Here is a 12,292-nt window from a genome sequence, read left to right as displayed (position 1 = left end):
CGTCCACACCAGCACATTGGGATACCGGTCGGATATCAGCTGACGGGTGCGGGCCGATCACGCCGGGCGTGCCCGGTAGCGTTAGCGCGAACAGCGCACCGCCGGACCACACACGGGTGCGGTCGGGACTGACGGAGAGGGCTGGATCAGTTATGGAAGAGCCGCGTCGCCTCGGCGGCCGGTACGAGCTGGGCTCGGTGCTCGGCCGTGGTGGCATGGCCGAGGTATACCTCGCTCACGACACCCGGCTCGGCCGCACCGTCGCCGTGAAGACGCTGCGGGCCGACCTCGCCCGCGACCCGTCCTTCCAGGCCCGGTTCCGCCGTGAGGCCCAGTCTGCCGCCTCGCTCAACCACCCCGCGATCGTCGCCGTCTACGACACCGGCGAGGACTACGTCGACGGTGTCTCCATCCCGTACATCGTGATGGAGTACGTCGACGGTTCGACGCTGAGGGAGCTCCTGCACTCGGGGCGCAAGCTGCTGCCCGAGCGCACGCTCGAGATGACGGTCGGGATCCTCCAGGCCCTGGAGTACTCCCACCGCGCCCAGATCGTCCACCGCGACATCAAGCCGGCGAACGTCATGCTGACGCGCTCCGGTCAGGTCAAGGTCATGGACTTCGGTATCGCCCGCGCGATGGGTGACTCCGGCATGACGATGACCCAGACCGCCGCCGTCATCGGCACCGCCCAGTACCTCTCTCCGGAGCAGGCCAAGGGCGAACAGGTCGACGCGCGCTCCGACCTCTACTCGACCGGCTGCCTGCTCTACGAACTGCTCGCCGTGCGGCCCCCGTTCGTCGGGGACTCGCCCGTCGCGGTCGCCTACCAGCACGTGCGCGAGGAGCCGCAGCCGCCGAGCAACTTCGACCCCGAGATCACGCCCGAGATGGACGCGATCGTGTTGAAGGCACTGACCAAGGACCCCGACTACCGCTACCAGTCGGCCGACGAGATGCGCGCCGACATCGAGGCCTGCCTCGACGGGCAGCCGGTCGCGGCCACGGCGGCCATGAGCGCGGCGGGCTACGGGGGCTACGACGGCTACAGCAACGACCAGCCCACCACGGCCCTGCGCCAGACGGACCCGGGCGGCGCCCCGACCTCCATGCTGCCCCCGGTCAATCCGGACGACGGCGGCTACGGACACGACGACCGGCCGGGCCGCCGGCGCCAGCAGAAGAAGAGCAGCACGTCGACGATCCTGCTGATCGTCGCCGGCGTCCTGGTGCTGATCGGTGCGATCCTCATCGGCCGTTCGGTCTTCGGCGACAACGAGGGCAGCAGCGGCACCATCGACGTACCGAAGCTGGTCGGCTCCACGGTCGCGGAGGCCCAGCGGCTCACGGACAACGCCGAGGTCGTCCTGAAGGTCGGCGCGAAGGAGCCCTGCGAGAACCAGGACGAGGGCAAGATCTGCAGCCAGACCCCGGCGGACGGTCAGATGAAGACCGGCGAGACCGTCGAGGTCGTCGTCTCCACCGGCGCCCCGAAGGTCGAGGTGCCGAACGTCCTGGAGAAGTCCGAGGAGACCGCCCGTCAGGAGCTGGAGGACAAGGGCTTCACGGTCAACATCACCTCGGCCGAGTCCGATGCGACCCCGGACACGGTCATCAAGCAGGACCCGGAAGGCGGCTCCAAGGTCGCCAAGGACAGCGAGATCACCCTCACGGTGGCCAAGCAGGCCTTGCTCGACCTGCCCGACGTGCGCACCCGGAGCTACGCGGACGCCGAGGCCCAGCTCAAGGGCATCGGCTTCACGAACGTCTCCCGGACCGACGTCGATTCGACGCAGCCCAAGGACACGGTCGTCGAGCAGACGCCGACCGGGCCGGGCAAGGAGGCCAAGGACGTCCAGATCGTCCTCAAGGTCTCCAAGGGCCCGCCGGAGCCGGAGAAGGTCGCGGTCCCCGACCTGACGGGGAAGACGCTCGCGGACGCCAAGGGGCTGCTGGCCCAGGCGGGACTGCAGCTAGGCGACGTCCAGGGTGACAAGAGCGACCAGGCCCTCGTCCTCGGCTTCCAGCCCGGAGTGGGCGAGATGGTCGACAAGAACAGCGCGGTCACCGTGCAGACGCTGCCCGGTGGCGGCAACGGCGGGGGCGGCAACGGCGGCGGCGGGGGCGGGGGCGGCTTCTTCGGCGGGCCGTCGAACTAGGGCGCGTGCCGACAGCGGCGCCGTCCCCGCGGAGGGCAGGACCGGCGGCGTCCGGTGCGTGCGAGCGCACGGCGGAGGGGCACCCGATACCGGATGTATCGGGTGCCCCGGCACACGCGGCGCGTGTGCGTGCCAGGCGTCGCCGGTCGTCCCGGCTCAGACAGGACAGGGGCCCCGGTCACCACCACGGTGACCGGGGCCCTCGCGTTTCACCCGTCGGTGTCGCCCGGCCGGCCCGGGCGGGCCCTACCGCAGCTCGGCGGGGGGCGTACGGTCGCTGTCCACCTTCTCCGTGCGCACCAGCTCGCCCCACACGATGTAGCGGTACTTCGACGTGTAGACCGGCGTGCAGGTCGTCAGCGTGATGTAGCGGCCGGGCTTCTTCACGCCCGACTCCTTCGGCACCGGGGCGATCGCGTCGACGTTGTACTTCGACGTCTCGGGGAGCTCCGCGTAGACCTTGTAGACGTACCAGGTGTCCTTGGTCTCGAAGACGACCGCGTCGCCCTTCCGCACCTTGTCGATGTTGTGGAACTTGGCACCGTGGCCGTCCCGGTGGGCGGCGAGCGCGAAGTTGCCCCGGGCGTCGGAGGGAAGGGCCGACTTCACGGGATCCGTGTAGTAGCCCGCGATGCCGTTGTTGAGGGTCTCGGTGTCGGTGCCCTTCTTGACCAGCACCTCGCCGTTCTTCATCGCGGGGACGTGAAGGAAGCCGATGCCGTCCTTCGTGTCGAGCTCGCCGGGGCCGCGGCCTTCGGCCCAGTGACCCCGGACGCTGTCCCCCTGCTTGCCGGCCTCACGGTCGGCGAGGACGTTGGTCCACCACAACGAGTAGACGACGAAGAGACCCAGCACCAGCCCCGCGGTGATCAGCAGCTCGCCGAAGAAGCTCACGACCGTCGCGACGGGACCGCGGCTCCCGCGTCGCACCGGCGGCGCCGACTCCTCGGCGCGCTCTTCCTGCTCGGTCCTCGCTGCCACCGCACCCGCCCCTGTCGTGATGTCGTCCAGCCCCGCGTCAGCCGATGAGCGCGTCGGGCTTCCCCTTGCTGCGCGGCCGCTCGTCGACCATCTTGCCCCACACGATCATTCGGTACGTACTCGTGAATTCCGGGGTGCAGGTGGTCAGCGTGATGTATCTGCCGGGGCCGGTGAAACCGGACTGCCGCGGCACGGGGTCGATGACCGAGATGTTGGACGGCGACGTCTGCGGAAGGATGCTGGTCATCTCGTACGTGTAGTAGGCATCCTGCGTCTCGACCACGATCGGGTCACCGGGCTTCAGCTTGTTGATGTAGCGGAACGGTTCGCCGTGGGTGTTGCGGTGACCGGCCACCGAGAAGTTGCCCTGCTTCGCCGACGGCATGGCCGTCTTCAGCTTGCCCTCGCCGTAGTGGCCGATCATTCCGCGGTCGAGGACCTTCTCCTTGCTGATCCCCTCGGCGATCGGCGCGACCACGTCGAGCTTGGGGATGTGCATGATGGCGAAGCCCTGCCCCGGCTCGAACACCCCGGGCGAGCGCGCACCGTTCGCCCAGCCGTCCTGCATCTTGTGCGTCTCACGGCCGGCGATCTGATCGGCGCGGACGTTGGTCCACCACAGCTGGTAGGCGACGAACAGGAGCATCAGGACCCCGAAGGTGATGAACACCTCGCCGACGACCCGGCTGGCCACGACCGCCGGGCTGTCCTTGGCGGCACGGGCGGCGCGCCGGGCCTCCAGACGGGACATCGGCACGGCGGGCTGCGCCGCGGACGCGGCGGACACCGCTCCGGCGTCCGCCGGGCGCCGGGTGGTCTCCCCGCGCCGTCTTCCTCGCCCCTTCGCGGCACGGCGCCGCTCCGCCCGCCCACCCGTCGGCAGGGGTTCGGACGGGAGCTCGGCGGGCTCGGGCTTCGTGCCGGCCCCGTCCCGGAGCTGCGCGTCGGGCGGGACGGTCGTGACCGGCATGACGGCCGTGACCGGCTCGTCCGGCATGAGCGGTGTGGAGGGCTCCGGCTGTACAGAGGGCGCCCTACGCGCGGCGACCGACCGCAGCGCGACGGTCTCGTCCACCCCCGCCGGGGCGGGGACCGGTCCCGGGGCCGGCCGGGGGACGGGGACCGGCTCCGGCCCCCGCTGCCCGTACCAGTCGCGTTCGTACCCCTCCGGGTCGTACCACTCGTCCGGGGGCTCCGGCGGCCGCCGGCTGCCCTGGGGGGCCTGCTGAGCGGCCGCCGGGGGCACCTGCTGGGCCGGGTGGCCGGACGCGGGCGTCTCCGCCCGGAACCAGGGCGATGCGTGCTGCCCCGGCAACGGGTCGTTCAGCGGGTCCGCCAGCCGTTCCACCGCCGACTCGAACGTGCCGTCGGCCTCATACGCCCCCTGGGCGGACGGGCCTTCCTGTCCGGCATCGGGTTCGGGTCGGCGTGCGGTCACGCGGCGGCCTTGCCCACCACCGGAGCGAGCCCCGCCGATCTCGCGACGGCGCCCGCGTCTCCGCACCGCTCCAGCCAGTTGGCGAGCATCAGGTGCCCGTGCTCGGTGAGCACCGACTCGGGATGGAACTGCACCCCCTCGACCTCGAACGCGCGGTGGCGCAGGCCCATGATGATGCCGTCGGCCGTGCGTGCCGTCACCTCCAGCTCGGGCGGGACCGTGGCCGGTTCGGCGGCGAGGGAGTGGTAGCGCGTCGCGGTGAAGGGGGACGGCAGACCGGCGAACACACCCTTTCCCTCATGGAGCACGGGCGACGTCTTGCCGTGGAGCAGCTCGGGTGCGCGGTCCACGACCCCGCCGTAGGCCACGGCCATCGACTGCATCCCCAGGCACACGCCGAAGACGGGGACGCCGCTCCTCGCGCAGTGGTGCACCATCTCGATGCAGACGCCCGCCTGCTCGGGTGTGCCGGGGCCCGGCGACAGCAGGACTCCGTCGAAGCCGTCCTCGGCGTGTGCCGTGGTCACCTCGTCGTTGCGCACCACTTCGCACTCGGCGCCGAGCTGGTAGAGGTACTGCACGAGGTTGAAGACGAAGCTGTCGTAGTTGTCGACGACGAGGATGCGCGCGCTCATCGGGCCGCCCCCGCTCCGGTGCTCGCGCCGTCCACCGTCACGTCACCGAACGGGAGCAGCGGCTCCGCCCAGGGGAAGACGTACTGGAAGAGCGCGTAGACGACGGCCAGGGCCAGCACCAGCGAGAGCAGTCCCCGCACCCATGTGTTGCCCGGCAGATGCCGCCAGATCCAGCCGTACATGCTGTCGCCTCCATTCGGTACGGCACCAGACTAAAGGGCCGGGGGACAGGCGTGGGTCAGCTGTGGAAAGCGGCCGGCCCTCGTCCGCCGCAGGTGGTACGGCGCCGGGACGTGGGACGGCCGGCGGTCCGTTACTCCACGGGCCGCGCGTAGTGGAGATCCACCGTGCCGGAGTAGCCGGGGAGAGTCGTCCGGTCGTCCTCCTGGACCTTCCAGCCCAGCCCGTAGGCCTTGACGTACAGCTGGTAGTTCTGGATGGACGTGGAGTCGTCGAGCGCCTTCCTGAGCTTTCCCCGGTCGCCGACGGCGGTGATCTTGTACGGCGGGGAGTAGACCCGCCCCTGCAGGATGAGCGTGTTGCCGACGCAGCGCACCGCGCTGGTGGAGATCAGCCGCTGGTCCATCACCTGGATTCCGCGGGCCCCGCCCTGCCAGAGGGCGTTGACGACCGCCTGCAGGTCCTGCTGGTGAATGACCAGGTCGTTGGGTTGCGGCTCGGGGTATCCGGGGTTGGCGGTGGCGTTGGGCGGTGCGTCGTTCAGGGTGACCGACAGGGCCTCGCCGGTGAGCTTCGTGGTGCCGGCGGCCTTCTCCAGCGCGTCGAGTTCGGCGTCCTGGGCCCGGGTGCTCCCGTCGTCACGCCGGGCGAGCGTGTCGATGTCCGCCCGTACGGAGGCGGTCGACGCGTCGAGTTCAGCGTTCTTGTCGCTGCGCTGCTGGATGAGGTCGGACAGCTTCAGAAGAGAGGAGTCCGTGCGGATATCGGTGCCTTTGGCCGTGTTGGCGCTGGTCACGAAGATCAGTCCGGCCAGTGCGAAGACACCGGCGGTGAGGCCCTGGACGGCCCATCGGGACATGCGCCGGCCGGGACCTCGGGGGGAGTCGGCAGAATTGCTCAACGTACCCTTATCTCCTTAGGCGCCACGGAAGCACTACGCTAACGGACGCCCCGGGGAGGCAGCATTCCCCCTTGCGCCCCGGCGCCAGCCACAGATCCCTGCGCGGTCACGCAGCGCATCGACAGGAGAGTCCCTCGTGCCGAAGTCACGTATCCGCAAGAAGGCCGACTTCACGCCTCCCCCGGCGAAGCAGTCCACCAACATAAAGCTGACCAACCGCAGTTGGGTCGCGCCGGTGATGCTGGCGCTCTTCCTGATCGGTCTGGCCTGGATCGTGATCTTCTACGTGACCGAGGGCGACCTGCCGGTCGACGCACTGGGCAACTGGAACATCGTCGTGGGCTTCGGCTTCATCGCCGGCGGCTTCGGCGTCTCCACCCAGTGGAAGTGACGCTGCGGGTACCCCTGCCCTGAAGTTACCCACAGAGTTATCCACAGGCGGGGGAAAAGGTCAGACGATCTGTGGATAACCTTCGTCGAAGTTGACGCCGGTGTGACTACGGCCTCTCGCGCCACGAGACGCCACGCCCCTTGTCCTGACGGGAAAAAGCCGGTTCAGCGACAAGGGGCACACCTGTTCCCCACGTCATGCACAAGATCCGGCACACTCTGTGGACAAGTTCGACCGGGGAGCAACAGATTCCGGTCAGATGAGGACAGCGGTCCTGGCGAGGACCATCCCCAGGACCGCCAGCAGGACCAGTCCGCAGACGCCGTACTGCACGAGATTCCGGTGCTCCCGCGGGGCGTGCACCATGGCGAAGGCGATCACGGTCCCCGCCACGAGGCCGCCGACATGTGCCTGCCAGGCGATGGCACCCCACGGGTTGAAGGTGAAGATCAGGTTCACCACCAGCAGGACGATCACCGGCCGCATGTCGTAGTTCATGCGCCGCATGAGGACGGCCGTCGCGCCCAGCAGCCCGAAGACCGCCCCCGAAGCTCCGAGCGATCCCTGTGCGGGGTCGGCGATCACGTAGGTCAGGGCGCTGCCGGCCAGTCCTGAGAGCAGATACAGGGCGAGGTAGCGGACCCGGCCGAGCGCGGCCTCCAGCGGGCCGCCCAGCCACCACAGCCCCAGCATGTTGAACGCGATGTGCCAGACCTCCTGGTGCAGGAACATCGAGGTCAGCAGCCGGTACCACTGGCCCTCCGCGACCCCTTGGATGCCGGCCGACGGGTCCCCGTCGGAGGCGCGCCCGAACAGCAGCAGGTCCTTGAGCAGAGGCGGGCCGGCGATCGACACGGCGATGAAGACCGCGAGGTTGATGCCGAGCAGGATCTTGGTGATCAGCCTGGGGTCGGCCGTGACCGTCCCGCCCGCCACCGTGCGCGGCCGGGCGGCCCCGGGGCGGTGCCCCGTACCGGACCCCTGACGGACGCATTCCGGGCACTGGAAGCCGACCGAGGCGTCGATCATGCAGTCGGTGCAGATCGGCCGCTCGCACCGCACACAGCGGATGCCCGTCTCCCTGTCCGGATGCCGGTAGCACGTGAGGGCTCTGTCACCGGCCGCTGACGCGTCCTGGCCCAGTGGCGGCTGCTGCTCCATCGGTCATGGCCCCTTCGGTCCTCGTCCGGAAGGGCGCGCGGGGAGCCGGCACGCAGAGGACCGCCCCGATCGCCCGTTATGTAGCAGTACGGACGAACAGGGCGGTTGGTTCCCGGCTTGACGAACGGGCGGCCCGGGCGGCCCGGGCGACCCGGGCGACCCGGTTGTCCGGCGAGCGACCGGGCGGCCGGGCAGCCGGCTGTTCCGGCCCGCCGCAGGTCCGTGACAGGTCCGCGACGGCACCCGCCGGTCAGCGGGACTCGACGACGACCGACTCGATGACGACGTCCTCCAGCGGACGGTTGGTACGCGGATTGGTGGGAGCCGCCGCGATGGCGTCCACGACCTTCCGGCCCGCGTCGTCCGCCACCTCGCCGAAGATGGTGTGCTTGCCCGTGAGCCACGCGGTGGGCGCCACCGTCAGGAAGAACTGCGAACCGTTCGTGCCCGGCCCCGCGTTGGCCATCGCCAGCAGGTACGGCGTGGTGAACGCGAGGTCCGGATGGAACTCGTCCGCGAACTCGTAGCCGGGGCCGCCCGTGCCGTTGCCCAGCGGGTCGCCGCCCTGGATCATGAAGCCGCTGATGACCCGGTGGAAGACGGTGCCGTCGTACAGCTTGCCCCTGGACTTCTGCCCGGTGGCCGGATGGGTCCACTCACGCTCGCCCGTGGCGAGCTCGACGAAGTTCCTGACCGTCCTGGGCGCGTGGTTCGGCAGGAGCCGGATCCTGATGTCGCCCTGGCTGGTCTTCAAGGTGGCGTAAAGCTGCTCGGCCACTGGCTGCCTTCCGTGAGACTCCACTGAGGACCCCCGATCCTCGCACGGGGCGCACCCCCGGCCGGCCGGTCTCCAGCCCGGAAACGGGTGGCGCTTACCGTGTTGCCCACCTTCCTGCACGTTTTCCACACTTCCTATGGGACAAATGCGGCCAGGTGCGGGACTCACGGCGCGCCCCGGCCCGAACCGTGGCAGGGTCGGCGGCAGGCTCCCCTTGCACCGCATTGCCCGTTCATGACCCGGATGCCCGTCCCGTCTGGCGCTCGGGGTCCCGGAAGGCATGATTTCGACATGGGTGGATAGGCGGAGTACCTACCCGCCACCAAGGAGGAGGATCCCGTGACCCGCATCGACAGCGTGCGCGCCGCAACCTACTCGGCGAAGGACAGCGCGCAGCACGCCGCGGACGTGGTGGCGCCGTACGCCGACACGGCCAAGGAACAGGCCGCGCACTACGCACAGGAGGCTCGCGCACTGCTTGCGCCCAAGGTGTCGAAGGCAGCCGCGCAGGCCCGTGTCCAGTACGACGCGCATCTCGCCCCCCGCGTCGAACAGGCGCTGACCCATGTCCCTCCCAAGGTGGACGACGCCGCGCACCGGGCGGCCGTGCGGACCCGCAGGGCCGCCCGGAGCGCGGCCGACTTCACCGTGCCGCGCGTCGAGTCCGCGGTCGCCGCGGCACAGCCCATGGCGGAGGAGGCCACCGCGCGCAGCCTGGCCGCCCTGGCGGCGCTGCGCGGCCAGGTGACCGCCAAGGAGATCCAGAAGCTGGCCAGGAAGCACGAGCGGCGGGCCAAGGCCGGCCGGGTGGGCAAGGGCGTCCTCGTGGTGGGCCTGCTGGTGGGCGGCGCCGTGGCTGCCTGGAAGTGGTGGGACAAGCAGGCCAACCCCGACTGGCTGGTCGAACCGCCCGCCCCCACCGAGGTGGCCGACGACCGCGCCCCGCTGGCCTCGGTCGACGGCAGCGGCGGGGCCGTGCTCGACCCGGAGGTCAGGGCCAAGGAGCACGACTCCGAGGGCAGCACGGGCGAGGGCGACCGAGAGGACCGCCCCTGACCGGCCCGGCAGAGCACCGCGCGATCCCGAACGAGAGGGGCGCCGGAAGACCGCGAGGTCCCGGCGCCCCTCTCGTCGTGTGCGCGGCCGAGGGGCCCAGGCTCGCCCGCGGGGGACGGCCTCCGGCGCCTGCCCTGAAGGCACGGAACCGCCTCCCGCTCGTCCGCGTGGCGTCGGGGACGGCCTCCCGCTCCTGTGCGTGGGCGGGGTCAGCGGGCCATCTCCTGGTGGTAGAGCGCCCGGAGCCGGCTACGGGCCCGGGTGAAGGCGCTCTCCGCCGACTTGTAGGTGATCTGCAGCGCGTTCGCCGTCTCGGCGGTGCTCAGGCCACGTGCCCGGGCGAGCAGCACGTCCCGTTCGCGGTTGCCGAGCCCGGTGAGCTGGGTCAGCAGCCAGGCGCCCGCCGCCCGGTCGCAGACCCGGTGCTCCACCTCGGAGTGGGCATCCGGTTCGGGCCGGCGCAGGACGTGGACCCGGACGGCGAGCCTGCGGTCGCGCTGGGTACCGCGCTGGTGGTCCACGCACAGGCGCAGGGTGATGGTGGTGAGCAACGCGGCGACCCGGGAGTCGTCGAGCGCGTCGAAGGCCACCGCCCGGAGCATGGCCTCCTGGACACAGTCCTCCGCGTCCGAGGTACGTCCGAGCCGGCTGACGGCAAGACGCAGCAGGCGCTCACGCTCGGCGAGTACGAGATTCCAGCGGTGGTGGTGCCGATCCTTCTCTGTGCAGGGGTGGGACAGGGTGCGCGTCACATCAGCTCCCGCGTGCGAGGTCGTGGTGGCAGGAGCCACCCTCGACGGGCGCGGTGCGGGAAAACTTGACGAAAGCATTTCCTGCCTCACCGTCCACGGCGGGGGCCGTTCAGCGAAAATCAAGAATTGCCACATCGTGACGGGCTTCGTTCACCAGAGCGAAGTCGGTCAATCTCATCGGCGGAACGATCCGAGACAGCGCGCACACGGGGGAGTGGGCAAGCGTGGCTCTTGTTCAGTTGTTGGGGCCTGTGCAGTACCGGGCCACCGGGGATATCGCAGTAGAACTGGGACAGACCAAACAGCGTTGCGTGTTCGCGATGCTCGCCGTCAGTGCCAATGAAGTAGTCATGCCCGACGAGTTGATCAGCCGGGCGTGGGGGGCGGACCCGCCGAAGTCGGCGCGGAACATGATTCACTCCTACATATCGCGGCTGCGCGGGGCGCTGGAGGGCGCCGACGACGGGAACGGGGCCGTACTGCGCCGCCGGCACGGCGGTTACGTCCTGGAGGCCGATCCGGACACGATCGACCTGCACCGCTTCCGCCGGACCGTGGCGACCGCCCGGGCCACGGGGACGGACCCCCGCACGGCCGCACGGCTGTTCCGGGAGGCGCTCGGCGGCTGGAGCGGCAGGCCGCTCGGCGGAGTCTCCGGGGAGTGGGCCACCAGGACGCGGTGGCTGCTGGAGCGGGAGCACTTATCGGCCCTCGTGGAGTGCCACGAGGGTGAACTACGGCTCGGTGGCAGCACCGGGCTCCTCGACGAGCTGCACTCGCTCGCCGACCTGTATCCGGACAACGAGCTGGTCATCCGCAACCTCATGACCGGTCTGCACCACGCCGGCCGCCGGACCGAGGCCGTCGAGGCGTACGAGTCGCTGCGCCGTCGGCTCGCGGACCAGCTGGGGGTGGACCCGGCCCAGCAGACCAAGGCGCTGCGCGCCACCATCCTGCGCGCCGATCCCGACCTGGCCGCTGCCGGGCCCCGACCCGGAGCGGCCCCGTCCGTGCCCCGTCAGCTGCCGCGCGGCATCCGCTGCGTCGGCCGGGAGCAGGAACTCGCGATGCTCGACGGGTCCGTCACCGCTGCCGACGGGCACCCCGTCACCCGGGTCATCCTGGGGCCGCCCGGCATCGGCAAGACCGCGCTGGCGGTCCAGTGGGCGCACCGGGTGGCGCACCGCTTCCCGGACGGGCAGATCTTCGTGGCCCTGCACGGCAGCAGCGCCGGGCCGGTCCGGCACGGGTGCGCGCACGTGCCCGGGCGGACGCCGGACCGACGGCACGGGCCGGCCGACCCGGCCCGTGGCGTGCGCGCGACCCTACCGACGCGCGACCGGGCCCCTTCGGGGGACGACGTGCTGCGGTACGTGCTGCGCAGCCTGGGCGTGGTCGTACCGCCGGGTGAGGCCGACCCTGTGGCGTTCGGCCAGGAGGCGCTGAAGGACGTCCGGGTGCTGATCGTGCTCGACGACCTCGCCTCACCGGAGCAGCTCGAGGTGCTGCGGCCCGGCCCGTCCGCCGGAGCCCTCCTGGTGACCGCGCGGGACGCCGGCAGCCTCCCGCGCCTGACCGCGCTGCGCACCGTGGGGCTGCGGGAGCTCAGTGTCCAGCAGGCCCAGCGCATGCTGGCGGGGATCCTCGGGGAGCGCCGGGTCGAGGCCGAGCCGGCGGAGGTGTCCCGGATCATCGACCTGTGCGGGCGTTCGCCGCGGGCGCTGAGCGCGGCCGCCGAACAGGCGCTCGTACGGCCCTGGTTGCCCCTGGCCGACCTCGCGGCGGCGATGGCGGGCCGGGCCGGGTAGAGCGCGGGCGCCCGTGCCACGCGGCGGCACGGGCGCCCGCTCGGGCCGGAGG

General features: G+C 71.0%; 12 protein-coding genes. 4 read left to right on the top strand and 8 right to left on the bottom strand.

Annotated features, from left to right (window positions below; genetic code table 11):
* Positions 1 to 152: 152 nt before the first annotated feature.
* The gene (pknB, locus tag ACH4VO_RS13740) at positions 153 to 2,159 is read left to right on the top strand and encodes a Stk1 family PASTA domain-containing Ser/Thr kinase (RefSeq protein WP_360995507.1); all 2,007 of its coding nucleotides are present in this window, start codon (positions 153 to 155) and stop codon (positions 2,157 to 2,159) included.
* A gap of 246 nt (positions 2,160 to 2,405) precedes the next feature.
* Here the strand turns inward: pknB and ACH4VO_RS13735 are convergent, their stop codons facing one another.
* The 5 genes from ACH4VO_RS13735 to ACH4VO_RS13715 all read right to left on the bottom strand — a co-directional run bounded on the left by ACH4VO_RS13735 (position 2,406) and on the right by ACH4VO_RS13715 (position 6,252).
* Complete coding sequence (locus ACH4VO_RS13735) at positions 2,406 to 3,140, bottom strand: class E sortase (protein WP_360995510.1); 735 nt, start codon at positions 3,138 to 3,140, stop codon at positions 2,406 to 2,408.
* Positions 3,141 to 3,177: 37 nt separating this feature from the next.
* Positions 3,178 to 4,578: a class E sortase gene (locus tag ACH4VO_RS13730; protein WP_360995513.1), complete on the bottom strand. Its 1,401-nt coding sequence runs from the start codon at positions 4,576 to 4,578 to the stop codon at positions 3,178 to 3,180.
* Positions 4,575 to 5,213, bottom strand: coding sequence for an aminodeoxychorismate/anthranilate synthase component II (locus tag ACH4VO_RS13725; protein WP_360995515.1), 639 nt, complete (start codon positions 5,211 to 5,213; stop codon positions 4,575 to 4,577). The genes ACH4VO_RS13730 and ACH4VO_RS13725 overlap by 4 nt, the downstream gene beginning before the upstream one ends.
* Complete coding sequence (locus ACH4VO_RS13720; protein WP_360995518.1) at positions 5,210 to 5,395, bottom strand: hypothetical protein; 186 nt, start codon at positions 5,393 to 5,395, stop codon at positions 5,210 to 5,212. The genes ACH4VO_RS13725 and ACH4VO_RS13720 overlap by 4 nt, the downstream gene beginning before the upstream one ends.
* 131 nt (positions 5,396 to 5,526) lie before the next feature.
* Positions 5,527 to 6,252, bottom strand: coding sequence for a DUF881 domain-containing protein (locus tag ACH4VO_RS13715; RefSeq protein ID WP_360995522.1), 726 nt, complete (start codon positions 6,250 to 6,252; stop codon positions 5,527 to 5,529).
* 178 nt (positions 6,253 to 6,430) lie between these two features.
* On the opposite strand from ACH4VO_RS13715, the gene crgA reads away from it, so the two are divergent.
* On the top strand, positions 6,431 to 6,685 hold the full coding sequence (crgA, locus tag ACH4VO_RS13710) for a cell division protein CrgA (protein ID WP_358684644.1): 255 nt from the start codon (positions 6,431 to 6,433) through the stop codon (positions 6,683 to 6,685).
* A 255-nt stretch (positions 6,686 to 6,940) separates the two neighbouring features.
* Here crgA and ACH4VO_RS13705 read toward each other — a convergent pair whose 3' ends face one another.
* Both ACH4VO_RS13705 and ACH4VO_RS13700 read right to left on the bottom strand, forming a co-directional pair.
* Positions 6,941 to 7,846 carry a rhomboid family intramembrane serine protease gene (locus ACH4VO_RS13705; protein ID WP_360995525.1) on the bottom strand — a complete coding sequence of 302 codons (906 nt, stop codon included), beginning with the start codon at positions 7,844 to 7,846 and terminating at the stop codon, positions 6,941 to 6,943.
* A gap of 250 nt (positions 7,847 to 8,096) precedes the next feature.
* Positions 8,097 to 8,624, bottom strand: a complete 528-nt coding sequence (locus ACH4VO_RS13700) for a peptidylprolyl isomerase (RefSeq protein ID WP_360995529.1) — start codon at positions 8,622 to 8,624, stop codon at positions 8,097 to 8,099.
* A 339-nt stretch (positions 8,625 to 8,963) separates the two neighbouring features.
* Between ACH4VO_RS13700 and ACH4VO_RS13695 the strand changes: the two genes are divergently transcribed.
* Complete coding sequence (locus ACH4VO_RS13695) at positions 8,964 to 9,680, top strand: DUF5324 family protein (protein ID WP_360995531.1); 717 nt, start codon at positions 8,964 to 8,966, stop codon at positions 9,678 to 9,680.
* A 209-nt stretch (positions 9,681 to 9,889) separates the two neighbouring features.
* Here the strand turns inward: ACH4VO_RS13695 and ACH4VO_RS13690 are convergent, their stop codons facing one another.
* A complete protein-coding gene (locus tag ACH4VO_RS13690) occupies positions 9,890 to 10,432 on the bottom strand; it encodes an RNA polymerase sigma factor (protein WP_360995534.1) in 543 nt (180 codons plus the stop codon).
* Positions 10,433 to 10,656: 224 nt separating this feature from the next.
* On the opposite strand from ACH4VO_RS13690, the gene ACH4VO_RS13685 reads away from it, so the two are divergent.
* Positions 10,657 to 12,240 (top strand): BTAD domain-containing putative transcriptional regulator, encoded by a 1,584-nt coding sequence (locus ACH4VO_RS13685; protein ID WP_398440939.1) that lies wholly within the window; start codon positions 10,657 to 10,659, stop codon positions 12,238 to 12,240.
* Positions 12,241 to 12,292 lie beyond the last annotated feature (52 nt).

Origin of the sequence: Streptomyces sp. NPDC020780 (assembly GCF_044334475.1) — a bacterium.
Taxonomy (GTDB): Bacteria; Actinomycetota; Actinomycetes; order Streptomycetales; family Streptomycetaceae; genus Streptomyces.
This window is presented reverse-complemented; position numbering and strand designations above follow the sequence as displayed.